Source organism: Micromonospora sp. NPDC047557 (assembly GCF_043205095.1).
Taxonomy (GTDB): domain Bacteria; phylum Actinomycetota; class Actinomycetes; order Mycobacteriales; family Micromonosporaceae; genus Micromonospora.
Window position 1 is genome coordinate 212,192 of sequence record NZ_JBIDDK010000009.1, and the last position, 21,484, is coordinate 233,675.

Annotated in this window: 24 protein-coding genes; 16 read left to right on the top strand and 8 right to left on the bottom strand. The window is 72.9% G+C overall.

Annotated elements, in window-relative coordinates:
• Positions 1-92: 92 nt before the first annotated feature.
• Complete coding sequence (eccB, locus tag ACGGAQ_RS21775; RefSeq protein ID WP_393051932.1) at positions 93-1,466, top strand: type VII secretion protein EccB; 1,374 nt, start codon at positions 93-95, stop codon at positions 1,464-1,466.
• A gap of 13 nt (positions 1,467-1,479) precedes the next feature.
• On the opposite strand, the gene ACGGAQ_RS21780 is transcribed toward eccB, so the two are convergent.
• The 4 genes from ACGGAQ_RS21780 to ACGGAQ_RS21795 all read right to left on the bottom strand — a co-directional run bounded on the left by ACGGAQ_RS21780 (position 1,480) and on the right by ACGGAQ_RS21795 (position 5,426).
• Positions 1,480-2,085: a class I SAM-dependent methyltransferase gene (locus ACGGAQ_RS21780; protein ID WP_393051934.1), complete on the bottom strand. Its 606-nt coding sequence runs from the start codon at positions 2,083-2,085 to the stop codon at positions 1,480-1,482.
• A gap of 127 nt (positions 2,086-2,212) precedes the next feature.
• Positions 2,213-3,079, bottom strand: a complete 867-nt coding sequence (locus ACGGAQ_RS21785; RefSeq protein ID WP_393051936.1) for a carbohydrate ABC transporter permease — start codon at positions 3,077-3,079, stop codon at positions 2,213-2,215.
• Positions 3,079-4,035 (bottom strand): carbohydrate ABC transporter permease, encoded by a 957-nt coding sequence (locus ACGGAQ_RS21790; RefSeq protein WP_393051938.1) that lies wholly within the window; start codon positions 4,033-4,035, stop codon positions 3,079-3,081. Before ACGGAQ_RS21790 ends, ACGGAQ_RS21785 begins: the two co-directional genes overlap by 1 nt.
• Positions 4,032-5,426, bottom strand: a complete 1,395-nt coding sequence (locus ACGGAQ_RS21795; protein WP_393051940.1) for an ABC transporter substrate-binding protein — start codon at positions 5,424-5,426, stop codon at positions 4,032-4,034. Before ACGGAQ_RS21795 ends, ACGGAQ_RS21790 begins: the two co-directional genes overlap by 4 nt.
• A 116-nt stretch (positions 5,427-5,542) precedes the next feature.
• On the opposite strand from ACGGAQ_RS21795, the gene ACGGAQ_RS21800 reads away from it, so the two are divergent.
• The 5 genes from ACGGAQ_RS21800 to ACGGAQ_RS21820 are packed head-to-tail and all read left to right on the top strand — an operon-like array spanning position 5,543 to position 9,734.
• On the top strand, positions 5,543-6,580 hold the full coding sequence (locus ACGGAQ_RS21800) for a zinc-binding alcohol dehydrogenase (RefSeq protein ID WP_393051942.1): 1,038 nt from the start codon (positions 5,543-5,545) through the stop codon (positions 6,578-6,580).
• Positions 6,581-7,402 carry a sugar phosphate isomerase/epimerase family protein gene (locus ACGGAQ_RS21805; protein WP_354860033.1) on the top strand — a complete coding sequence of 274 codons (822 nt, stop codon included), beginning with the start codon at positions 6,581-6,583 and terminating at the stop codon, positions 7,400-7,402. It abuts the gene before it with no gap.
• Positions 7,399-8,739 (top strand): hypothetical protein, encoded by a 1,341-nt coding sequence (locus tag ACGGAQ_RS21810; RefSeq protein ID WP_393051944.1) that lies wholly within the window; start codon positions 7,399-7,401, stop codon positions 8,737-8,739. The genes ACGGAQ_RS21805 and ACGGAQ_RS21810 overlap by 4 nt, the downstream gene beginning before the upstream one ends.
• 60 nt (positions 8,740-8,799) lie before the next feature.
• Entirely contained in the window at positions 8,800-9,198 is a 399-nt protein-coding gene (locus ACGGAQ_RS21815; RefSeq protein WP_393051946.1) for an NUDIX domain-containing protein, read from the top strand.
• A gap of 50 nt (positions 9,199-9,248) precedes the next feature.
• The gene (locus ACGGAQ_RS21820; RefSeq protein ID WP_393051948.1) at positions 9,249-9,734 is read left to right on the top strand and encodes a DUF2267 domain-containing protein; all 486 of its coding nucleotides are present in this window, start codon (positions 9,249-9,251) and stop codon (positions 9,732-9,734) included.
• A gap of 79 nt (positions 9,735-9,813) precedes the next feature.
• On the opposite strand, the gene ACGGAQ_RS21825 is transcribed toward ACGGAQ_RS21820, so the two are convergent.
• Both ACGGAQ_RS21825 and ACGGAQ_RS21830 read right to left on the bottom strand, forming a co-directional pair.
• Positions 9,814-11,049 carry a hypothetical protein gene (locus ACGGAQ_RS21825; RefSeq protein ID WP_393051950.1) on the bottom strand — a complete coding sequence of 412 codons (1,236 nt, stop codon included), beginning with the start codon at positions 11,047-11,049 and terminating at the stop codon, positions 9,814-9,816.
• Between the two features lie 51 nt (positions 11,050-11,100).
• Positions 11,101-11,616: an NUDIX hydrolase gene (locus ACGGAQ_RS21830; RefSeq protein ID WP_393051952.1), complete on the bottom strand. Its 516-nt coding sequence runs from the start codon at positions 11,614-11,616 to the stop codon at positions 11,101-11,103.
• Between the two features lie 64 nt (positions 11,617-11,680).
• Here ACGGAQ_RS21830 and ACGGAQ_RS21835 point away from each other — a divergent pair, with 64 nt between their 5' ends.
• A complete protein-coding gene (locus tag ACGGAQ_RS21835; protein ID WP_393051954.1) occupies positions 11,681-12,172 on the top strand; it encodes a type II toxin-antitoxin system PemK/MazF family toxin in 492 nt (163 codons plus the stop codon).
• A 36-nt stretch (positions 12,173-12,208) separates the two neighbouring features.
• On the opposite strand, the gene ACGGAQ_RS21840 is transcribed toward ACGGAQ_RS21835, so the two are convergent.
• Complete coding sequence (locus tag ACGGAQ_RS21840) at positions 12,209-12,859, bottom strand: flavodoxin family protein (protein WP_393051956.1); 651 nt, start codon at positions 12,857-12,859, stop codon at positions 12,209-12,211.
• 159 nt (positions 12,860-13,018) lie between these two features.
• Between ACGGAQ_RS21840 and ACGGAQ_RS21845 the strand changes: the two genes are divergently transcribed.
• The 3 genes from ACGGAQ_RS21845 to rox all read left to right on the top strand — a co-directional run bounded on the left by ACGGAQ_RS21845 (position 13,019) and on the right by rox (position 15,400).
• On the top strand, positions 13,019-13,363 hold the full coding sequence (locus tag ACGGAQ_RS21845; RefSeq protein ID WP_355067387.1) for a metalloregulator ArsR/SmtB family transcription factor: 345 nt from the start codon (positions 13,019-13,021) through the stop codon (positions 13,361-13,363).
• Positions 13,347-13,820, top strand: a complete 474-nt coding sequence (locus tag ACGGAQ_RS21850; protein ID WP_393051958.1) for an SRPBCC family protein — start codon at positions 13,347-13,349, stop codon at positions 13,818-13,820. The genes ACGGAQ_RS21845 and ACGGAQ_RS21850 overlap by 17 nt, the downstream gene beginning before the upstream one ends.
• A 152-nt stretch (positions 13,821-13,972) precedes the next feature.
• Complete coding sequence (gene rox / locus ACGGAQ_RS21855) at positions 13,973-15,400, top strand: rifampin monooxygenase (protein WP_393051960.1); 1,428 nt, start codon at positions 13,973-13,975, stop codon at positions 15,398-15,400.
• Between the two features lie 22 nt (positions 15,401-15,422).
• Here rox and ACGGAQ_RS21860 read toward each other — a convergent pair whose 3' ends face one another.
• Complete coding sequence (locus ACGGAQ_RS21860; protein WP_393051962.1) at positions 15,423-16,073, bottom strand: GGDEF domain-containing protein; 651 nt, start codon at positions 16,071-16,073, stop codon at positions 15,423-15,425.
• A gap of 264 nt (positions 16,074-16,337) precedes the next feature.
• Between ACGGAQ_RS21860 and ACGGAQ_RS21865 the strand changes: the two genes are divergently transcribed.
• The 6 genes from ACGGAQ_RS21865 to ACGGAQ_RS21890 all read left to right on the top strand — a co-directional run bounded on the left by ACGGAQ_RS21865 (position 16,338) and on the right by ACGGAQ_RS21890 (position 21,436).
• Positions 16,338-16,577, top strand: a complete 240-nt coding sequence (locus tag ACGGAQ_RS21865) for a DUF397 domain-containing protein (RefSeq protein WP_234588179.1) — start codon at positions 16,338-16,340, stop codon at positions 16,575-16,577.
• A 139-nt stretch (positions 16,578-16,716) separates the two neighbouring features.
• The gene (locus ACGGAQ_RS21870) at positions 16,717-17,604 is read left to right on the top strand and encodes a helix-turn-helix domain-containing protein (RefSeq protein ID WP_393051964.1); all 888 of its coding nucleotides are present in this window, start codon (positions 16,717-16,719) and stop codon (positions 17,602-17,604) included.
• 115 nt (positions 17,605-17,719) lie between these two features.
• A complete protein-coding gene (locus tag ACGGAQ_RS21875) occupies positions 17,720-18,784 on the top strand; it encodes a LacI family DNA-binding transcriptional regulator (RefSeq protein WP_393051966.1) in 1,065 nt (354 codons plus the stop codon).
• Positions 18,785-18,786: 2 nt separating this feature from the next.
• Entirely contained in the window at positions 18,787-18,990 is a 204-nt protein-coding gene (locus ACGGAQ_RS21880; RefSeq protein ID WP_393051968.1) for a hypothetical protein, read from the top strand.
• A gap of 87 nt (positions 18,991-19,077) precedes the next feature.
• Positions 19,078-20,535 (top strand): protein kinase, encoded by a 1,458-nt coding sequence (locus ACGGAQ_RS21885; protein ID WP_393051970.1) that lies wholly within the window; start codon positions 19,078-19,080, stop codon positions 20,533-20,535.
• Between the two features lie 25 nt (positions 20,536-20,560).
• Positions 20,561-21,436, top strand: coding sequence for an alpha/beta fold hydrolase (locus ACGGAQ_RS21890; protein ID WP_393051972.1), 876 nt, complete (start codon positions 20,561-20,563; stop codon positions 21,434-21,436).
• Positions 21,437-21,484 lie beyond the last annotated feature (48 nt).

The following is a 21,484-nucleotide window of genomic DNA, read 5'->3' on the forward strand; positions in this document are numbered from 1 at the left end:
TACCGGTCGGGGCGGGGCCCGCCACGCAGGGTCCACGGGACATCGACGCAGCGCATATCCTGTGGCCCGGTCGAACCAGCGGAAGGGACCTCATGCCGTCGCGGCAGGATCAGCTGCACTCCTACCAGTTCAGCGTCCAGCGGGCGGTCGCCGCACTGGTGATGCGGGAGACCGACCCCGCCCAGTCACCGTTTCGGCGGCTGGCGGGCGCGGGCCTGGCCAGCGTCCTCGTCGCGGCGATCGGGCTCGGGGGTTCGGCGCTCTACGGCCTGTTCGCCGGCGGTGGCAAGGGGTGGCGCGACCCCGGCGCGGTGATCGTGGAGAAGGAGTCCGGCGCCCGGTTCGTCTACCGGGAGCAGAAGCTGCACCCGGTGCTCAACTACGCGTCGGCGTTGCTGATCGTCGGCGCGGACCGGTCGAAGACCGTGCTGGTCTCCCGACGCTCGATCGACGACGTGCCGCGCGGCCTGCCCCTGGGCATCGCCGACGCACCGGACTCGCTGCCCGCCCCGGGCCGGCTGGCGACGTCGGCCTGGACGGTCTGCTCGACGGCCGGCGGCGAGGACCCCCGGTCCGCGCTGCTGATCGGCACCGACCCCGACGGCGGTCGGCCGCTGGGGGACGACGCGCTGCTGCTGCGCCACCCGGACGGCGGCCTGCACCTCGTATGGCACCAGCGCCGGTATCTGGTCCGCGATCCCAACCGGGTGCTGGCCGCGCTGGCCACCACCCGGACGCGGGCGGTGCCGGTCGCGCCGGCCCTGCTCAACGCGCTTCCCGCAGGCGTCGATCTGGCCCCGCTAGCGCTGCCCGGCGAGGGTCGACCCGCCACCCGCGTGCCCGGCGCCACGATCGGTCAGGTCTACCTGGTGCGCAACTCCGGCGGCGGCCGGCAGTACGCGGTGGCGCTCGACGACGGGCTGGCCGGGATCACCGAGCTGCAGGCCGGGCTGCTGCTGGCCCGTACCGGGCAGGGGGAGTCGGAACCGATGACGCTGGGTCGGTTCGCCGCGCTGCCCACGCTGCCCGACCTCGCGCCGAGCGGCCCGACCGCGCCACCGCCCGTGCCGCCCCGGCTCGCCAGCTCCGACGACGCGGCGATCTGCGCCCGGGTCGGGGACGACGGCGGCACGGGCGAGGTGCTGCGGGGCGTACGCCTGCCGGACCTGGCGGCCGTCCCACGGACCGCGCCGAGCGGCGGCGCGGCGCTGGCCGACCACGTGGTGGTGCAGCCGGGTGGCGGCGCGGTGGTCGAGGCCGCCGCGGCGCCCGGCGCGTCCGGAGGCGCGGTGTCCGTGGTCACCGACCTGGGCCGGCGGTACGTGCTGGCCGACCGGGAGGTGCTGGCGATGCTCGGCTACCGCGACGTGCGACCGGTACGGCTGCCCGCCGGCCTGGTCAGCCTCGTGCCGGCCGGCGCCACCCTGGACCCGGCCGCGGCCCGGGCCGTCGCCGCCCCGTCCTGACGCCGCTCCGGCGTCAGGTGGCCGGGCGGCGCAGGATGCTGACCGCGAACGGCGCGTCGTCGCGCCACGGCCGCAGATCCCAGGTGGCGAAGCGGTGCTCCAGGCGCAGCCCGGCGGCGACCGCGTCGGCGTCGAACGCGGTCAGCGGGTAGCCGCGTTCGGTGCCGAAGCCGACCGCCAGCACGCCGTCGGGGCGCAGGTGCCCGGCGAGTCGGCGCAGCACCTCCGGCTCGGTGCCGGCGGCGACGAAGGCGAGGACGTTGCCGGCGAGGACCGCCGCGTCGAACGGCTCCGCCTCGCCGAGCGCCGGCAGGTCCAGTTCGGCCAGGTCGGCGACCAGCCAGCGGGGGCCGGGATGGTCGGCGCGGGCGGCCTCCACCAGCGCGGGGTCGGCGTCCACCCCGACCACTGTGTGCCCGCGCTGGGCCAGGGCCGCGCCGACCCGGCCGGTGCCGCTGCCCGCGTCGAGGATCCGCGAGCCGGGCGCGACGAGCGTGTCGACCAGCCGGGCCTCGCCGGCCAGGTCCGCTCCCTCGGCGGCGAGCTTGCGGAACCGGTCGATGTACCACTGCGAGTGCTCCGGACCGGTGTCGGTCGCCCAGCGGGTCGGGTTGGCCATACGGCCACCGTAACCGGGCCGGTCGGGGCGCGATGGGCCGTCCGGCAGGCGCACCGATCGGTGGCAGCTCAGCGGCGACGGGGTCGGCGTGTCGGGCCGCTGGGCTGCCACCGATCAGGGGAACCGGTCAGCCCTTCTCCGCGCCGCTGGTCAGGCCCTCGGTGAGCAGCCGCTCGCTGGCGAAGAAGAGGATCACGATGGGCAGGGTGAGGACGACCGACCCGGCCATCAGCACCGTCTTGGGCACCTCCACGCCGTCGGAGAGCAGTGACAACCCCAGCGACACCGTCCACCGGTCCGGTTTGTCGACCAGGAACAGCAGGGCGAAGAGGAACTCGTTCCAGGCGATCATGAAGTCGTAGAGCGCGACCGCCATGATCGATGGCGCGGCCAGGGGCAGGCTGACCCGGCGGATGATGCCGAGTCGGCCGGCGCCGTCGATGGCCGCCGACTCCTCCAGACTGACCGGGATGGTCTCGAAGTAGTTCTTCAGCATGTAGACGGACACCGGCAGGGTCTGCGAGATGTAGACCAGCACCAGGCCGAACAGCGAGCCGCGCAGCCCGGCGAGGCTGAAGACCACGAACAGCGGGATCGCGATGACGATCGACGGGAACAGGTAGACGGCCAGGAACAGGAAGTCGACCTGCCGCCGGCCGAAGAACCGGAGCCGGGCGACCGCGTACGCGCCGGGGATCGCGACGAGCAGCGTGAGCAGTGTCGCCGCGACCGCGACGAGGCCGCTGTTGCGGATGAAGGTGAGGAATCCCTGGCCGCCGTCGTCGGTGGCCTTGAGCACCTCGGCGTACGTGGCCACGGTCAGCTCGCCGAAGCCGACGACAAGCGAGCCCGGGTCGAGCAGCAGCCGCTCGATGGGGCGCACCGAGAGCACCAGCATGTAGTAGAAGGGAAAGACGGTGACGACCAGGAACGCGGCGATCACCAGGCGGCGCAGCCAGCGCAGGCTCACCGTCTCGACCATGTCCCGGTCCATCAGCCGACCCTCCGTCCGAAGAAGCGCAGGTAGATCAGCACGAACACGATGAGCACCACGGCCAGTACGACCGCCTGCGCGGCCGCCGCGCCGATGTCGGTACGGGCGGTGAGGAACTCGTACACCCGGACGCTGACCACCTCGGTGCCGGCGGCCCCGCCGGTGAGCAGGTAGACGTCGTCGAACTTGTTGAACGTCATGATGAAGCGCAGCACCCCCAGCAGGGCGATCACCGGCAGTAGCTGCGGCAGCAGGATGTGCCGGAACCGCTGGGTGGGCGTGGCCCCGTCGACCCGGGCGGCCTCCTCCAGCTCACCGGGCACCGCCTGGAGCCGGGCCAGCAGGAACAGGAACGCGAACGGGAAGTAGCGCCACGCCTCGAACACGATGACCGTGGCCAGCGCGGTCGACTCCTGGGTGAGGAACGGCACGGGCGCGTCCCAGCCCAGCAGGCGCTGACCCCAGTGGTTGACGATGCCGAGTTGCGGGTCGAGCATCACCTGCCAGACGAAGGTGACCGCGACCACCGGCGCCACGTACGGCAGCAGCATGGAGGCCCGCACCAGCGTGCGGCCGCGGAACGGCCGGCGCACCACAAGCGCGGCGACCAGACCGAGCGCGATCGACCCGACGGTGCCGCCGATGCTGTAGAGCAGCGTGACCCACAGTGTGTCGGCGAAGCCGGGGGTGTGCAGCACCCGGTCGATGTTGTCCATGGTGAACTCGCCGAACAGCCCGGTCTTGCGCAGGGTCGCGAGCCGGACCCGCTGGAAGGCGAGCACCACGGTCCAGATGATCGGGATGCCGATGACCGCGATGGTGACGAGCAGGGTCGGCGCGACAAGCGCCAGCCCGGCGCGGGACTCGCGGCGGCGCAGCGTCAGTGGTCGGCGGCGGGGCGGCTCCGGCCGCTCCTTCGTGGGGGAGCGCCCGGTGCCGGGGGCGGTGGTGGTCAATTGACGCCCGCCTTGATCGCCTCGACGTCCTTCTTGGCCCGGCCGGCGGCGGCCGCCGCGTCGGTCTTGCCGGAGGTGAGGTCGCCCAGCACCTTGGGCACCGGCAGCTCGCCGAGCATGGCGCCGACCAGCTTGCCCTGCCCCTGGCTGAGCCCCCACCGGCCGAAGGTGTCCGGGCTGCTGCGCAGGGTGGCCAGCACCTCGTCGCCGTACACGTCGGCGAGGGGCTTCTTGGCGTCCACGCCGGCCTGGCTGGTGTTCCAGGCGGTGAGGAACGCCTCCGGCTCGGCCGGGGTGCCCTTGCGCACCGGGAATCGACCCTCGGGGGACATGCCGAACCAGCGCGGGTAGCCGTCACCGAGCATGTACTCCACGAAGGACTTCGCCGGGTCGGCCGCCGCGCCGTCGAGCACGGCCCAGGAGCTGATCTCGCCGTACTGCGCGGGTTCGGTGCCGTTGGGGCCCTTGATCGCGGTGACGAACCCGCTGTTCTTCGCCAGGAACGTCGGGTCGGCCTGGCACTGGGGGCAGGTCGGCTTGGCGTCGTTGCGGAGCCCGGCCAGCTCGTCGAGGATGAACGGCGACCAGATCACCATGGCCGCCTTGCCCGCGAAGTAGGTGGCCCGCGTGGTGTCCACGTCCTGCGCGCCCTTCACCGAGCTGGTGCGGATCAGGTCGCCGTAGAAGCGGAACGCCTCGACGCACTGCGGCGAATCGAGCGTCACCGCGCCGGAGTCGTCGGTGAGCTGGCAGCCGTTGGCCAGCGCCAGGTGTTCGAAGGTCTGCTGGGTGAACACGTCGCTGGGCGAGGTCGCCGCGGTGATCCCGGCGACGCCGCCGGTGTTCAGCTTCGCCGCGGCGGTGGTGATCCGTTCGTACGTGTCGGGGGCGGGCAGGCCGGCGGCGGCGAACAGGTCCTTGCGGTAGACGAGCAGCTGCCCCCATCCGTCGCTGGGCACGGAGAGCTGCTTGCCGTCGTCGGAGGTCAGCTCCAACGCTCGGGGAGAGAACGTCTGCCGGCCCAGCTTGTCGACGACCTCCGTGTTGGCCGAGGCGTGCAGGAGTTCGTTGCCGGCGAGCGTGCGGATGCCGGCCAGGGAGACCGAGCCGACCACGTCGGGCAGCTCGCCGGCGGCGGCGTTCGCGGCGATCAGGGAGGGGAACTGGTCCTCGTTGACGGTCACGAGGTCGACCTGGATCCCGGTCTTCGCGGTGAAGTCCGCGATGATCGCCTTGGTGGCGGTGACGCGGTCGGCGACGTCCTCCAGGCTCCAAACGGTGATCTTTTTGCTGTTGCTGTCTGAACCGTCATCTCCGCAGGCCAGCAGGGTGGACGCGGTCAGTGCCATGATCAGGGTGGTGGCGAGTATCCGCCTCGGAGGTGCTGACATCGGTGGCACTCCTCTCGAAGGGTACATGCCGGATTCAACACCTTCGATTGATCAATAACAAGACATATTGCGATTTTGTGTCTATCCTGGAGCCCAGTGCTACCGGGATGTGACACATGGGCAACTGGGTGGTCTCTCTCGCCGGGCCTCGACGGATCAGCCTCGAGCCCTGCCCGCCGGATCCGCTCGGCCCGGGCCAGGTCCGGGTCCGCACCTGCTACTCGGGCATCTCCGCCGGCACCGAGCTGACCCTCTACCGAGGCAGCAATCCCCGGCTCAGCAAGGACTGGGACGACGCGGCCCGCATGTTCGTCCCCCGCCAGACCCCCGTGCCGTACCCGCTGATCGGCTTCGGCTACGAGGAGGTCGGCGAGGTCGTCGAGGTGGCGCCGGAGGTCGTCGACCGGCACCCGGGGCAGCTCGTGTGGGGCATCTGGGGGCACCGGGCCGAGGCGGTGCTCCCCGCCGACGCGGTCCGGCCGCTCCCCGCCGACCTGGACCCGCTCGCGGCGGTCTTCGCCCGGCCGGGCGCGATCGCGCTCACCGCCGTGCTCGCCGGCGACCTGCACCTGGGCGACTGGGTCGGCGTCTTCGGGCAGGGCGTCATCGGGCTGCTCGCCACCCGGCTCGCCGTGCTCTCCGGCGCCCGGGTGGTCGCCGTCGACCAGGTGCCCGGCCGGCTCGCATACGCCACCCGCTACGGCGCACGGTCCACAGTGGATGTCGCGACCCAGTCCGCCGCCGCCGTGCTGCGCGCGGCCACCGACGGTCGGGGCGCGGACGTCTGCCTGGAGCTGTCCGGGGCGTACCCGGCGCTGCACGAGGCGATCCGCTCCACCGCACACGCCGGCCGGGTCGTGGCCGCCGGCTTCTACCAGGGCCAGGCCGACGCGCTCGGCCTCGGCGAGGAGTTCCACCACAACCGCATCCAGTTGGTGGCCGCCCAGGTCTCCGGCCCCACCCCCGCGCCGAGCATGGCCGGCCGGTGGACCGGAGACCGGGTGGCGCAGACCTTCATGGACCTGGTGGCTGAGCACAGCGTCGACCCGTTGCCGCTGGTCAGCCACATCGTCGACGCCAGCGCGGTCGCCGACGCCCTCGCGCTGCTCGACCGCGGCGCCGGTGACGTCCTCCAAGTGGTGTTGAGGTTCTAGATGACCACCATCGCGCTGGCCTGCCAGGAACAGCTCCTGCCGGGCACCAACCTGATCCAGAAGTACGCCCTCGCCACCGCGCTCGGCTACCAGGGCATCGAGCTGCGCGGACGCGGCGACCTCGCGTTCGCCGACCGACTGCCCGAGCTGCGCCGGGCCCGCGCCGCCGGGGTGGTGATGCCCACCGTCTGCGTCGAGATGGACCACTTCATCGGCGACTTCGACCCCGCCCGGTCCGCCGACGCCGTGCGCAACCTGCGCTCCCAGCTCTCGGTCATCGCCGAGCTGGGCGGCGTCGGGGCGATGACCCCGGCCGCGTGGGGCATGTTCTCCCGGCGGCTGCCACCGTTCGAGCCGCCCCGCCCGCCGGCCGGCGACCGCCAGGTGCTCCTCGACGCCCTCGGCGAGCTGGGCGAGCACGCCCGCGCCGAGGGAGTCACCCTCTTCCTCGAACCCCTCAACCGGTACGAGGACCACATGGTCAACCGGCTCGACGAGGCGGTCGCCCTCTGCGCCGCGCTCGGGCTGCCCTCGGTGCGGGTGGTCGCCGACACCTTTCACATGAACATCGAGGAGGACGACGTGCACCGGGCGCTGCGCGCCGCCGCGCCGTACCTCGGGCATGTGCAGGTCAGCGACTCCAACCGGTACCAGCCGGGCACCGGGCACCTGGACTGGCCGGCGCTCGTGCGGACCCTGCTGGAGCTGGACTACCGCGGCTGGCTGGCCCTGGAGTGCCGGCTGCGCGGCGACCCGGTCCGGGCCCTGCAACAGGCCGCCGCGGTGCTGCGGCACGCGCTGCCCCGGCAGGCCGCCGCATGACCGCCGGCGCTGTCCCCACCCGCACCGGTGGTCCGACCGATCTGGCCGGGCTGCGCCGGCTCGCCGTCGCCACCCTCGACGCCAACTGGGAGCACGACCACACCGTCCCGTCGCGCACGCTCTACCCGCACCAGTGGAGCTGGGACTCCGCGTTCATCGCGATCGGGTTGGCCCACGCGCGTCCCGAACGGGCCTGGCAGGAGCTGACCAGCCTGTTCCGGGCGCAGTGGGCCGACGGGCGGGTGCCGCACATCGTGTTCAACCCGGCGCTGCGGGTCGGCGCGTACTTCCCGGGGCCGGAGCTGTGGCGCTCGTCCGACGTCGAGGGCGCGCCGACGGTGGACACCTCCGGCCTGGTCCAGCCGCCGGTGCACGCGCCCGCCGCGCTGCTGGCGTACCGGCGAGCGCCCGATCCGGCCGGGCTGGCCGCGCTGCGCCGGCTCTACCCGGCGCTGGTCGCCCAGCAGCGGTACCTGGCGACGCGGCGGGACGTCGCCGGCGACGGGCTGGTGTGCGTCGTCCACCCGTGGGAGTCCGGTCTGGACAACAGCCCCGCCTGGGACGAGCCGATGGCAGCTGTCGACGCCGACGCGGCGGTCATGCGCGCGTACCGTCGGCACGACACCGCGCACGCCGACGCCGCGCACCGCCCCACGGACCTGGACTACGCGCGCTACCTGGCGATCGTCTCGGCCTACCGCGACCACGGCTACGCCGACCGCGACCTGGCCGACGGCCATCCGTTCCTGGTGGAATGCCCGCTGTTCAACGCGGCATTCGGGGCCGCCGAGCACGCGCTGGCCGAGATCGCCGCGCTGACCGGCGCCGACCCGGCCCCGCACCGGGTCCGCGCGGACCGCGTCACCGAGGCGTTGGTACGCCGGCTGTACGATCCGGGCACCGGCACGTTCCAGCCCCGCGACCTGCGCACCGGTCGGCTCGTCGGCGCGCGTACCGTGCTCGGGCTCGCGCCGCTGATCCTGCCCGGCCTGCCCGCCCGGCAGGTCGACGCGCTCGTGGCCGAGGCCCGGTCGCCGCGCTTCGGGGTGGCCCGGTGGATGGACCGGCCGTTGCCGACCTACGACCGCACCGCGACCGACTTCGAACCGTTGCGCTACTGGCGCGGGCCGAGCTGGCTGAACATCGGCTGGCTGGTGCGGCGCGGCCTGCTGACCCACGGGCACCCGGAGCTCGCGGCCGGCCTGCGCCGCTCGATGATCGACCTGGTCGCCGGGGCCGGCTGCCACGAGTACTTCCACCCGGACACGGGCGCCGGGCTGGGCTCACCGGCATTCGGCTGGACCGCCGCGCTGCTGCTCGACCTGCTGGCCAACTGAGTGTCTCGCGGCCCGCGCCGGGTGGTAGCGTGCCCGCTCTCAACGGGGCGGGAGGCGCGCGTGCGTGAGATCGACAAGGTGGCCTGGATCCTCATCGAGGACGGACGGGTGCTGAGCACCCGTTCGCAGGGCAAGGATGTGTGGTACCTGCCCGACAGCAAGCGCGAGCCGGGGGAGAGCGACCTGGAGACCCTGCGCCGGGAGATCGACGAGGAGTTGAGCGTCGAGGTCGACGTGCGAAGCGCGGTGCACCTGGGCACGTTCAGCGCGCAGGCGCACGGGCATGCGACCGGGATCACCGTTCGGATGACCTGCTACCAGGCCGGATACCGGGGGCTGTTGCGGCCGGCCAGTGAGATCGCCGAGATGGCCTGGCTCGGGTACGCCGACCGGCACCGCACCTCCCCGGTCGACCAGCTCATCTTCGATCACCTGCTGGCCGCGGACCTGCTGCGCTGACGGCGGGTTCCCGCTGTTTGCCCCTGTCGAGCGCGGGTAACCGCCCCGGTGTGACCGACAGCGCGGGCGGCGACGGGTTTCCGCACTTCATCGACGCGGTGTCCCGACGATCCGGCCTACCGACCGGGCAGGCTGCCGCCCTCGCCCGCGCGGTGCTCACCACGATGGCGGAACGCGTCACCGGCGGCGCCCCCGACCCCGCCGGGCACCTTCCCGACCAGATCGACGGCTACCTGTACGACTTCGCGCCGGACGCCCATCCGACCGAGTCGGCCCCGGCCCTGACGACCGGCGGCGACGGGCTCGACGCCGGCCTGGGCGTCGACGTCGACGGGCCGGTCACGCCACCACCCATGGACGCGGGCCCGGTGGATTTCCTGCGCCTGGTAAGCCAGCGTGCCGGAGTGGACGCGGCCACCGCACGGCTCGGCACGGGCGCCGTCTTCGCGACGCTGCGCGAGGCGGTGACCGTGCAGGAGTTCCACGAGATGGTGGCGCGGCTGCCCCGCGACGGTGCCCCGTCCGATCCTGCGTGATCCACTCCAGGTCGCCGATATAGGGGTATTCGCGCGCGCTGATGCCGCCACAGCGCGGACCTGGAGTGGATCAACGGCGTCATCCGTCGGCGTCGGGCAGGTCGTCCGGCTCGGTGACCCACGCCGAGAAGACCGGCACCCCGTGCCACGGCCCGGTGACGCCGTCGGCCCTGCTGTCGGTGGCGACGGCCACCACGGCGTATGGGTGGCCGAAGCGAAGCTCGGCGGTGCGGGCGACGCCCTCCGGCGGCAGGCTGACGGTGCCGAACATCCCGGTGACCGCCGCCGCCTCGAAGCCGTACCGGCCGTACCGGGCCATCGCCACCTGCCGCGCCTCGAAGCCCTGCACCGGCTGGGCGAGTGCCCCGGCCAGCGCCGCCGTGGCCGCCGGGAAGCCCAGCGGCTCGGCGGTCAGGTCGTGCTCGCTGCGGGCCGACCAGCAGGGGAGTACCGCGCTGTGTCGTTCCTCGCGGCCGTCGCGGGCGCGGGTCCGGACCCGCTCCTCGTGCAGCGTCCACAGCGGAGCTTCGCCGAGCGGCAGGTCGAACAGCGAGCGCCGTCCGGCCGGTTGCGCGCCGTCGGCCGCGCCGGCACTGAGGTCGTACGCGGCGGCGAGCACATCGGTCGGCGGCACGTGCGGTGCGGCGGCCACCGAGAGCACCACCAGCCCCGCGCCATCGGTCGCCTGGGCCCGGGCGGCGTGCACGATGACATCGCCGGCCCGCTCGGTCGTCACGATGGCCCCCTGGTGCCCGTGATCCGGGCTGCGCAGCGCTCGCCGGAGGTCGCGCGCCCAGGCGCTGGCCGGGCCGAGCGCGCGGGCGTCGGTGACCTCGAACGGCTGGGCCCAGGAGATCCGGGTGGCCAGCGCGCTGGCCAGGGCGAAGACGACGTCCGGGTGGACCTTCAGGGGGAACGTCTCGATCAGGCCGTCGGTGTGCTCGCGTGCCCACGCGTCCAACCCGGCCTGGTCGGGCAGCGTGCCGACCTCGGTCGCCGCCGGCAGCGCGGCCCGCCACCCGGCCGACTCGTCGGTGAACCGACCCGGTCGGAGCCAGAGCGCGGTGGCGGAGGCGACCAGCGGATGCGGCGCGTCCAGCAGGGCGCGGGCAACCTCCGCCGCGCGGGCCAGGTCGGTGCCCAGGGCGTCCGCCAGCTGCCCGGTCGCCGGTTCCGGGTCGGTGTCAGCCGTAGCCGCGCTGAGGGCGAGCAGCAGCCAGGCCCCGAGCGGGGAGGCGACGTGATGCCGGTCGCCGATCGTGGCGTGCAGCCGCTCGGCGTACGCGGAAAGCGGCGCGTGCAGGTCGGTCGTCATGTCCCCACTCTGCCCGTCGTACCGAGGTCCGGCATCTTTCGTCGACCCTGCTCACGACCACAGCTCGAACGGCTCCTCGATCTGCTCGCCGACCAGGAAGGGCGTGATCAGACGGGGGAGCTGGCCGGGATAGAACCGTTCCCCGCTGGCCACCACCTCCGGTAGCGGCCACCACCGGAAGCCGAAGTAGTCCTCACGCTCGTAGTCGAGCCGGTCCGCCTCGTCAACGTCCGGCCCGGGCCCGTCCAGCCGTACGGCGACGATCACCTCGTCCTGGACGTGGCGCAGTTGGCGGTGCAGGAAGCTCGCCCGTCGCCGCCAGGTCGGCGCGCCCACCTGGTCGGCGGTGATCACGATGCCGGTCTCCTCGCGCAGCTCCCGCACGGCCGTTTCCCGGTACGTCTCGCCGGGGTCCATGCCGCCGCCGGGCAGCTCCCACCACGTGCCCAGCCGGGGATGGTCCGGGTCACGGGTGTGGAACAGCAGCACCCGGTCGGTGTCGTCGCGAACGACCACGCGCACCGCGCGCCGCTCAAGGATCGGCAGGTCGTCGGGCAGTTCGTCCATCGGGCCAGTCTGCCGCAGTGCGCCGACTCCGGCGGGCCGCCCCGGGGCCGGTACGCTGCCCGCCGTGGCTGGTCTTTTGAGGAACGTGGCGCAACGCATCTCCCGGGTGGGCGCGGTCATCCCGTCGCCCCGGCGTACCGGGCCGGCTCCCGCGCGGGTGGCCCGCCCTCGCCAGGTGAGCGCGTTGCAGCGGCGCGAGCTGAGCTACGCGCCGGAGGTCGACGGCCAGGCCGACCCGGGCGAGATCGTCTGGACCTGGGTGCCGTACGAGGACGACCCCCGCCAGGGCAAGGACCGCCCGGTGCTGGTGGTCGGACGGCACAGCCGGACGCTGTTCGGGCTGATGCTGTCCAGCCAGAGCGAGCGGGACGGTCAGCGGCACTGGTTCGCGCTCGGCCCCGGCGAGTGGGACCGTGACAACCGGCCGAGCTGGGTCCGGCTGGACCGCGTGCTCACCATGCGCGAGGACAGCATCCGCCGCGAGGGCGCCGTGCTGGACCGGCCCCGGTTCGACCGGGTCGGGCAGGCGCTGCGCGCCGGCTACGGCTGGCGCTGACCGTACCCTCTGGCACGCCCGGGGCCGGACGGCCCGTCAGGCCGGCTCGCGGCTCGGGCCCACGGCGGCGCCCTGCGCCTCCGGCGGCGGGTACGGCTGCTCGGCGAGCAGCCGGGCCAGGTGTGCGCTGTTGAGCGCGAGGGCCTTGGTGGTGCGGCCGGTGGTGTCCGGCTTGGGGCCGGCGTCGCGGTAGTCCACCTTGTGCAGTGCCTCGCCGACCCAGTAGGTCGCGCCGGCCGCCGCGAGGGTGAAGCCGACCTCGCTGAGCGCGCCCTGGACTTCGGCGATGGTGTGGTGCGCGCCGTCCTCGTTGCCGACGACCGCGACGCCGGCCACCTTGCCGTAGGTGAGCAGTCGTCCCTGGTCGTCGGTCTCGGACAGTTCGGCGTCCAGGCGTTCGAGGACCATCTTGGTAACGCTGGCGGGCTGGCCCAGCCAAATCGGCGTGGCGATGATGAGTATCTGGGCCGCGAGCAGCTTGGCGCGGATCGCGGGCCAGCCGTCGCCGTCGCCCTCGTCCGTCGACACCCCGAAGCGCACGCCGTGGTCGACCACCCGCACGATCTCGCCGTCCACGCCCTGGCGGGCGAGTTCCGCCACCACCTCGCGACCCAACTGGTCGGAGCTGGACGGGGCTGGCGACGGCTTGAGCGTGCAGTTGAGGACGAGGGCGCGAATGCTCACCACGACGGGTTCCTCTCGGCGACGGGACGGCCGTCTCCCCATACCCGGTCTCCGGGGTGACTCACCAGGCCGCCGCCGCACCATCTTCGGAACGGGTTGACAGGCAGCGGATGAGCTGTAAATTCAACTCATCGGTTAATCATCTAGGTGGTTGAAAGCGACATGACAGCAGATCCGGTCAGTGCCGTGTTCGCCGCGCTCGCCGACCCGACCCGCCGCGCCATCCTGGCCCGACTGGCAACCGGCGAGGCGACGGTGAACGAACTGGCGGAGCCGTTCCCGATCAGCCTCCAGGCGATCTCCAAGCACCTCACGGTGCTGGAGCGTGCCGGGCTGATCGTGCGGACCCGCGAGGCGCAGTGGCGGCGCTGCCGGCTCGACCCGGCGCCGCTGCGCACCCTCGCCGAGTGGGTCGACCAGTACCGCCGGCTCTGGGACGAGCGCCACGACGCCCTGGACGACTACCTACGCGACCTGAAGGAGACCAGCCGTGACCGAAACCCGTGACCTGACGATCGACGTGTCCTCCGACCGGGACATCACGACGACCCGGTCGTTCGACGCCCCGCGCGAGCTTGTCTTCGCCGCGCACACCCAGGCCGAACACCTGCGGCACTGGTACGGCCGGGGCAACCCGCTGGACGTCGAGATCGACTTCCGCGAGGGCGGTCGCTACCGCTTCGTCGAGCACGCCCCGGACGGCAACGAGTACGCCTTCCGGGGCGAGTTCCGGGAGATCGTCGCGCCGGAGCGGATCGTCCAGACGTTCGAGTTCGAGGGCATGCCCGGCCAGGTGGCGGTGGAGACGCTGGTCTTCACCGAGCAGGACGGCCGCACGGTGCTCACCGGCACCACCCGCTTCGACACCACCGAGCAGCGCGACGGCATGGCCGAGTCCGGGATGGCGCAGGGGGTAGCCGAGTCGTACGCCGCACTGGAGCGCCACCTGTCCACAATGCGCTGACGCGGAGGGCGCGCGAGGGAAACAAAAACGGCAGCGAAGTCGCGCTCCCTGCCACCTCCAACTTATATCGCACCGGGGGTCTTGTGGCAAGACCCGGGTGATGCCGCAGAATCTCCACCCGAAGCCCAAATCTGGGAAAATCGGGGGATCTCGTGATCGATGTGATCATTGCCGGCGGCGGGCCGACCGGTCTGATGCTGGCCAGCGAGTTGCGACTGCACGGTGTGCGCGTTGTCGTGTTGGAGAAGGACGCCGAGCCGACCCGGTACGTCCGTTCGCTGGGTCTGCACGCGCGCAGCATCGAGGTGATGGACCAGCGCGGTCTGCTGGAGCGTTTCCTCGCTCTGGGCACGCGGCATCCGCTCGGTGGCTACTTCGCCGCGATTCCCAAGCCGTCGCCGGGCGGTCTCGACAGTGCGCACGCGTACGTCCTCGGTATTCCGCAGACCACCACCGACCGGCTGCTCGCGGAGCACGCCGTCGAGGTCGGCGCCGAGGTCCGCCGCGGCTGCGAACTGGTCGGGCTGAGCCAGGACGACAACGGGGTGACCGTGGAGCTGGCCGACGGCACGCCGCTGCGGTCGCGTTACCTCGTCGGCTGCGACGGCGGCCGGAGCACGGTCCGTCGGCTGCTCGGTGTCGGCTTTCCCGGTGAACCCAGCCGGGTCGATTCGCTGCTCGGCGAGATGGAGGTGGGCGTACCGGCGCAGACGGTGGCCGACGTGGTGGCCGAGGTCCGCAAGACCCACCTGCGGTTCGGCCTCGGGCCGCTCGGGGACGGCGTGTACCGGGTTCTCGTGCCCGCCGCGGGGGTCACCGAGGATCGCTCCGTCCCGCCGACCATCGAGGAGTTCCAACAGCAACTGCGGGCGTACGCGGGCACCGACTTCGGCGTGCACTCCCCGCGCTGGCTCTCCCGCTTCGGCGACGCCACCCGGTTGGCCGAGCGCTACCGGGTCGGTCGGGTGCTGTTGGCCGGAGACGCGGCGCACATCCACCCGCCCACCGGCGGACAGGGGCTCAACCTCGGCATTCAGGACGCGGTCAACCTCGGTTGGAAGCTGGCCGCCGCGGTCGACGGCTGGGCGCCCGACGGGCTCCTGGACAGCTACCACGCCGAGCGGCACCCGGTGGCAGCCGACGTACTCGTCAACACCCGCGCGCAGATGTTCCTGCTGTCGCCCGAGCCGGGGCCGCAGGCAGTGCGCCACCTGCTGTCGGAACTGTTGGACTTCGAGGACGTCAACCGGTACCTGATCGAGAAGGTCACCGGCCTGGGGGTGCGCTACGACTTCGGCGCGGGCCACGAGCTGCTCGGTCGGCACCTGCGGGACGTGCGGCTGACGCGGGGACGGCTCTACGACCTGCTGCACGGCGGTCGTGGGCTGCTGCTCGATCAGACCGGCCGGCTCTCGGTCGCCGGGTGGGCCGACCGGGTCGACCACGTCGTCGACGTCAGTGCGGAACTGGACGTACCCGCGGTGCTGTTGAGGCCGGACGGCCACGTGGCCTGGGCCGGCGACGATCAGGCCGACCTGGTGGGTCAGCTGCCCCGGTGGTTCGGCAGCCCCGCCACCTGAGGCGGCCCCGCCACCTGACCGGTCACCGCTCTGCGAGGCGGGCGCTGTCGACGAGTTGGCGGGGCGACCGCGGGCCGGCGAGGCTCTTCGCCTGGTACATGGCGGCGTCGGCGCGGCTGAGCGCGTCGGTGAGCTGGGTCGGACCGGTCACCGGGGCAAGCCCGACCGAGGCGGTGACCCGGACGCTGCACCCACTGAGCCGGATGGGCGCGGCGACGGTCTCGCTGAGGCGTCGGGTGGCGTGCTCGATCCAGCGCCGGTCGACTGTCGGGCTGGCGAGCAGGCCCGCGAACTCGTCGCCGCCGAGGCGGGCGACGAGGTTGTCCCCGGCGAAGCCGGCCAGCCGTTCGGCCACGCTGATCAGCACCTGGTCGCCGGCGGCGTGCCCGTACCGGTCGTTGATCTGCTTGAAGTCGTCGAGGTCGAGCACGATGGCGATCAGCGGCTGGCCGTCGGCGTTGGTGAGCAGCGCGGCCGCGAGGCGGTAGAAGGCGCGTCGGTTGGGCAGCCCGGTGAGCGGGTCGTGGCTGGCGGCATGCCGTTCGGCGGCCAACTCGGCCTGGAGGTGCCCGATCTCGGCCTCGGCCCGCAGGGCCCGCCGGCGCATTTGCCAGGAGGAGAGCAACGCTCCCGCCGCACAGATGCCGGAGGCGACGCTCATCGGATCCGGCACGAGACCTCCCATCGCCGCGACCGCCTCCAGCCTTCGGTCTCGCGGCGCGGTGCCGCGTCGGGCAGTTTTCCCTGGTGGTTGCCCCAGTCGGGGTAACGCAAAGTGAACGGATAAGCACCGATCACGTGCGTTATCATGCTCGCCGTCCGGTGCAGATGCAATAGCAGATGCACGTGCATAACCGTCCACTGTCGATACCGCACCCTCGCCGTCACCGCTCCTCCCACGGGCACCGGCGGGCTCGTGAGCAGAAAGACGCCTCTCATGCAACAGCCACCCAATGGCGTTCCGATTACTCAGTTGCCCCCGCTGAGCTGGCAGAAGAGCCGCCGCAGCAACCCGAGCGGCAACTGCGTCGAACTCGCCGAACTGCCCGGGGGAGCCGGCATCGCCGTTCGCAACTCGCGCCATCCGGAGGGACCCGCGCTGATCTACACAGTGGACGAGATCGCCGCGTTCGTGCTCGGCGCACGCGACGGCGACTTCGATCACCTGATCAACTGACCGGTCGTCGAAGGCCGTCCCGGGGACGGGACTGAATAGCCGGTCCGGAGGAGTTCACCTCACTGTCGGTCCATGGCATGCTTACACGTCGGCCGGGCTGGGGTGCTCGACCGCGTGGTCGGTATCCGGAGGTCCGCACGTGACGATGGTTCCCGCCGAGGGCGGCCCGACAACCGGGCCGACCGTGCTGCGCATGCTGCTCGGCGCCCAACTGCGCCGCCTGCGGGAGTCCAGCGGGGTGACCCGGGAGGGCGCCGGGTGGGAGATCCGCTCCTCCGAGTCGAAGATCAGTCGGATGGAGCTGGGGCGGGTCGGCTTCAAGGAGCGCGACGTGTCCGACCTGCTCACCCTCTACGGCGTCAGCGACGAGGGCGAGCGCGCGGCGCTGCTGAAGCTCGCCCGGGACGCCAACAGCCCCGGCTGGTGGCACCGCTACGGCGACGTGCTGCCCAGCTGGTTCCAGTCGTACCTGGGCCTGGAGGCGGCGGCCGCGCTGATCCGCAGCTACGAGGTGCAGTTCGTCCCCGGCCTGCTGCAGACCCGGGAGTACGCTCGCGCGGTCGTGCTGCTCGGGCACGCCGGGGCCGGCGCCGCCGAGATCGATCGCCGCGTGGAGTTGCGGATGCAGCGCCAGCAACTCCTGCGCCGGGAGAACCCGCCGCAGCTCTGGGCCGTCGTGGACGAGGCGGCGCTCCGTCGTCCGATCGGCGGCGCCGAGGTGATGCGTGAGCAGCTCGTCGCGCTCATCGAGGCGACCAAGTCGCCCACCATCCGGCTCCAGGTCATCCCGTTCGCCGCCGGGGGCCACGCGGCCGCCGGCGGCGCCTTCACCATCCTGCGCTTCGGCGACCAGGAGCTGCCCGACATCGTCTACATCGAACAGCTCACCAGCGCCATCTACCTCGACAAGCGCGACGACCTCGACAATTACGCAGTGGCCATGGAGCGGTTGTGCGTCGAAGCCGAGCCGCCGGAGCGTACGCCGGAGATCCTCGGTCGGCTGCTGGAGGAGCTCTACCCGCAGTGAGCTGAGCGCTCGTCCGGGGCGGCCCGGAGCGTTCGCAGATTCGTATTGACCGTCGCCAACCCGTCGGGTTAGTCTCTGTATCGATCCAGTCTGAATCGATACAGAGAGGTGCCGGGTGAAGCCAACACTGCAAGCCGTGGCGGACGCCGTCGGCGTCTCCCGCAGCACCGTGTCCAACGCCTACAGCCGCCCCGACCAGCTCTCCACGGCACTGCGCGAGCGGATCCTCGACGCCGCGCGCCAACTCGGCTACCCGGGGCCCAATCCCACCGCCCGCTCCCTGCGCCGCGGCTTCGTCGGCTCGATCGGGGTCCTGTTCACGTCGCAGCTGTCGTACGCCTTCACCGACCCCTTCGCGATCCGCTTCCTCACCGGGGTGAGCGGCGCCGCCGAGCGACACGGCACCAGCATGCTGCTGGTGCCGCTCCCACCGGCGCAGACCGACGCCCGCCGGGCGGTGGAGAACGCCGCCGTCGACGGCTTCTGCGTCTACTGCGTCGCCGACGAGGAGTGGGCGTTGGACGTGATCCGGGCGCGCGGGCTGCCGTACGTCAGCACGGCGTCGCACGACGACGCCGGCGCGGACGAGCGGTTCGTCGGCATCGACGAGCGGGCCGCGGCTCGCAGCGTCGCCGCGCACGTGGCCGGCCTCGGTCACCGCCGGGTGGCCCTGCTCGCCGACGCCGTGCTGCCCGACGCGCCGGCCGGCCCCGTCACCCTGTCCGGGGTGCACGAGGCGAGGCACCCGACCACCCGCGGCCGGCTTGCCGGCTTCGCCGACGCGTTCGCCGAGGTCGGCGTCGGCTGGGCGGAGCTGACGCTTGTCAACGCCCGGGGCAACAGCCGCCAGGCCGCGGCCGCCGCCGTCGCCGGCCTGTTCGACGGGCCCGCACCGCCGACCGCCGTGCTGGCCGGCTCCGACGTCCTCGCCCTCGGTGTGCTCGACGCGCTGGCCCAGCAGCCGGGCGGCACCAACCCGCCGGTCTCGGTGACCGGCTTCGACGACATTCCCGAGGCCGCGTCGGCAGGCCTCACCACCGTCCGGCAACCCGCCGAGGAAAAGGGCCGGATCGCCGCCGAACTGCTGCTCGACCCACCCGCGGACGCCGCAGCCGGTCAGGTGCTGCTGCCCACCGCACTCGTCGTCCGGGCCTCCACCGGACCTGTCCCGAGGAGTTGACCATGGAATTCCCGACCGGCTACGTCACCGCTCTCGACGCGATGAACCGACACGTCAACTCGGCCCGACCGGACGCCCCGGTCCAGGCCGACCGGCCCCGCCGGCCGCTGCTCGCCCCGACCCGACAGGTGACCGCCGTCGCCCTGCGCCGGCTCGCCGACCGGATCCAGCCCCGGCCGATGCCCACGGTGACGCGCTGCTCCTGACCCATTTCGGCACGCATGGGACGAAAGGTGCCGAGCCGGGCACGCTGAGTGGTCGAACGGGCACTCGCCAGGCAGACTGGTGAAGCCATGTCACCCTTCACGCCCACCCTCCGCCTCCACGACCGCTACGTCCTGCACGAGCGGATCGGGCTCGGTGGCATGTCCGAGGTGTGGCGGGCCGACGACGACGTGCTCGGCCGGCCGGTCGCGATCAAGGTGCTCGCCGGGCAGTTCGCCACCGACCCGCAACTGCGGGCCACCATCCAGCGCGAGGCCCGCGCCGCCGCCCGGCTCACCCACCCACACGTCACCCAGGTGTACGACTACGCCGAGGCGACACTGACCGGCGGCGTCGTCGTCCCGTACCTGGTGATGGAGCTGGTCGAGGGCCACAACCTGGCCGACCGGCTGCGCAACGGCCCCCTGCCCTGGCCGGAGGCGGTCCGCGTGGCCGGGCACATCGCCGCCGCGCTGGCCGCCGCGCACCGTATCGGCGTGGTGCACCGTGACGTCAAGCCGGGCAACGTCATGCTCACCGACACCGGCGCCAAGGTCCTCGACTTCGGCATCGCCGCGCTCGGCGGGCTCGACAGCCAGTCCGGCGAGCCGCTGATGGGCACCCCCGCGTACTTCGCCCCCGAGCGCCTCGCCGCCGGTCCGCCCGACCCGGCCAGCGACGTGTACGCCCTCGGCGCGCTGCTCTACCGCACGCTCACCGGCCAGGCGCCCCTGCCCGTGCAGAGCTGGGAGGACGCCCTCGAGGTGCACCGGCGGGGCACGCCGGTGCCGCCGCTGCGGGTGGACGGCCTGCCCGCCGACATCGCCGAGCTGACCCTCGCCTGCCTCGCCGCCGACCCGGCCCGCCGGCCGAGCGCCGCGCAGCTGGCCCGCCGGTTCGGCGCCGGCCAACCGGTCGAGCCCCCGACCGAGCTGCTGCGCATCGTGGCGCCCGCCTCGGCGGCCCACCCGCCGACCCTGATCGACCGCTCGGCCGCCCGGCCCGTGCCGGTCGCGGCCGTGCCGGCCCGCCGCCGATCGCGCCGACCCCTGGCCCTTTTCGTCACGGCCGGTCTCGCCGTGCTGGTCGGCCTCGGCGCGCTGCTCACCCAGGGCGTCGGCACACCCGATACACCCGGGTCCGGGCAGGTCGCGGCCCCGCCGTCGACCTCCGCCCCGACACCCGCGCCCAGTACGCAGGCACCGAGGCCGTCGGCGTCTCCGTCGCGGCCGACCGCCAGCGCCGCGCCGTCGACCGTCGGCCAGCAGGTGCCGGTCAGCTTCCGCCAGGTCAGCGACGAGTTCACCCAGGTGCTCGCCGCGGCGGTGGCCCGCGGAGATGTCGAGCGCAAGACCGCGGAGGACCTTCGCGACGACCTCGCCGACGTGAACCGACGGTCCAAGGACCGCGAGCGGCGCATCGCCGACCTGCGACACACCATCGCCGAGCTGGTGGACCGTGGCCGGCTGCCGCGGCAGACGGGCGACCACCTCGACGAACTGCTCAATCAGGCCCGCGGGTTGCCCGCCGGGCGCACCGCCGACTGAGGGCATCTGTCGTAGTCTCACCGGCATGACGACGAAGCAGACGCATACCCTCGCCGTGCCCGGCGTCGAGCTGGTCTACGACGTCCGCGGCCCCCTACCCCCGGGCGACGGGCGTCCCGCGCTGCTCATGATCGGTCAGCCGATGACAGCGGAGGGCTTCGACGCGCTCGCCCCGCACTTCACCGACCGCACCGTCGTCACCTACGACCCGCGCGGCCTCGGCCGCAGCGTCCGCACCGACGGCCGGTCCGACCACACGCCGCAGCAGCAGGCGGCCGACCTGCACCTGCTCATCGAGGCGCTCGACGCCGGCCCGGTGGACGTGTTCGCCAGCAGCGGCGGTGCCGTGACCGCACTCGAACTCGTCGCGGCCCACCCCGGCGACGTCGTCACGCTGGTGGCCCACGAGCCGCCGATCAACGCGGTGCTCCCGGACGTCGCGGCAGCCGAGCGCGCTCGGGCCGCCTTCAACGAGGCGTACCAGGCGAAGGGATTCGGCGCCGGCATGGCCGCGTTCGTCGCGATGACGTCGTGGCAGGGTGAGTTCACCGACGCCTACTTCGCCCAGCCCGCGCCCGACCCCGCGATGATCGGCATGCCGACCGACGACGACGGCACCCGCGACAATCCGCTGCTCTCGAAGAGCTCGTGGGCGATCACCGACTACCAACCCGACGCGAGCGCGCTCACGGCGTCCTCGACCCGGATCGTGATCGCCGTCGGCGAGGAGTCGGCGGGCACGTACACCGCCCGTACGGCCCTCGGCACGGCGGCCCTGCTCGGCCAGGAGGCCGTGGTGTTCCCGAGTCACCACGGCGGCTTCCTCGGAGGCGAGTTCGGCTACCCGGGCAAGCCCGAAGAGTTCGCCGCACGGCTGCGCGAGGTGCTGGACGCCGGCTGACGGCCGTCATCTCGTACGGACGGCTGATCCATCCGCGTACGTCGCTGG

What these genes read in the sequence shown, in the direction of transcription:
- ACGGAQ_RS21845 (WP_355067387.1), top strand. Translation starts at nt 13,019, where the DNA reads ATGACAGCAGATCCGGTCAGTGCCGTGTTCGCCGCGCTCGCCGACCCG.
- ACGGAQ_RS21880 (WP_393051968.1), top strand. Translation starts at nt 18,787, where the DNA reads ATGGAATTCCCGACCGGCTACGTCACCGCTCTCGACGCGATGAACCGA.
- ACGGAQ_RS21780 (WP_393051934.1), bottom strand. Translation starts at nt 2,085, where the DNA reads ATGGCCAACCCGACCCGCTGGGCGACCGACACCGGTCCGGAGCACTCG.
- ACGGAQ_RS21800 (WP_393051942.1), top strand. Translation starts at nt 5,543, where the DNA reads ATGGGCAACTGGGTGGTCTCTCTCGCCGGGCCTCGACGGATCAGCCTC.
- ACGGAQ_RS21885 (WP_393051970.1), top strand. Translation starts at nt 19,078, where the DNA reads ATGTCACCCTTCACGCCCACCCTCCGCCTCCACGACCGCTACGTCCTG.
- ACGGAQ_RS21865 (WP_234588179.1), top strand. Translation starts at nt 16,338, where the DNA reads ATGCAACAGCCACCCAATGGCGTTCCGATTACTCAGTTGCCCCCGCTG.
- ACGGAQ_RS21830 (WP_393051952.1), bottom strand. Translation starts at nt 11,616, where the DNA reads ATGGACGAACTGCCCGACGACCTGCCGATCCTTGAGCGGCGCGCGGTG.
- eccB (WP_393051932.1), top strand. Translation starts at nt 93, where the DNA reads ATGCCGTCGCGGCAGGATCAGCTGCACTCCTACCAGTTCAGCGTCCAG.
- ACGGAQ_RS21890 (WP_393051972.1), top strand. Translation starts at nt 20,561, where the DNA reads ATGACGACGAAGCAGACGCATACCCTCGCCGTGCCCGGCGTCGAGCTG.
- ACGGAQ_RS21825 (WP_393051950.1), bottom strand. Translation starts at nt 11,049, where the DNA reads ATGACGACCGACCTGCACGCGCCGCTTTCCGCGTACGCCGAGCGGCTG.
- ACGGAQ_RS21805 (WP_354860033.1), top strand. Translation starts at nt 6,581, where the DNA reads ATGACCACCATCGCGCTGGCCTGCCAGGAACAGCTCCTGCCGGGCACC.
- ACGGAQ_RS21785 (WP_393051936.1), bottom strand. Translation starts at nt 3,079, where the DNA reads ATGGACCGGGACATGGTCGAGACGGTGAGCCTGCGCTGGCTGCGCCGC.
- ACGGAQ_RS21810 (WP_393051944.1), top strand. Translation starts at nt 7,399, where the DNA reads ATGACCGCCGGCGCTGTCCCCACCCGCACCGGTGGTCCGACCGATCTG.
- ACGGAQ_RS21795 (WP_393051940.1), bottom strand. Translation starts at nt 5,426, where the DNA reads ATGTCAGCACCTCCGAGGCGGATACTCGCCACCACCCTGATCATGGCA.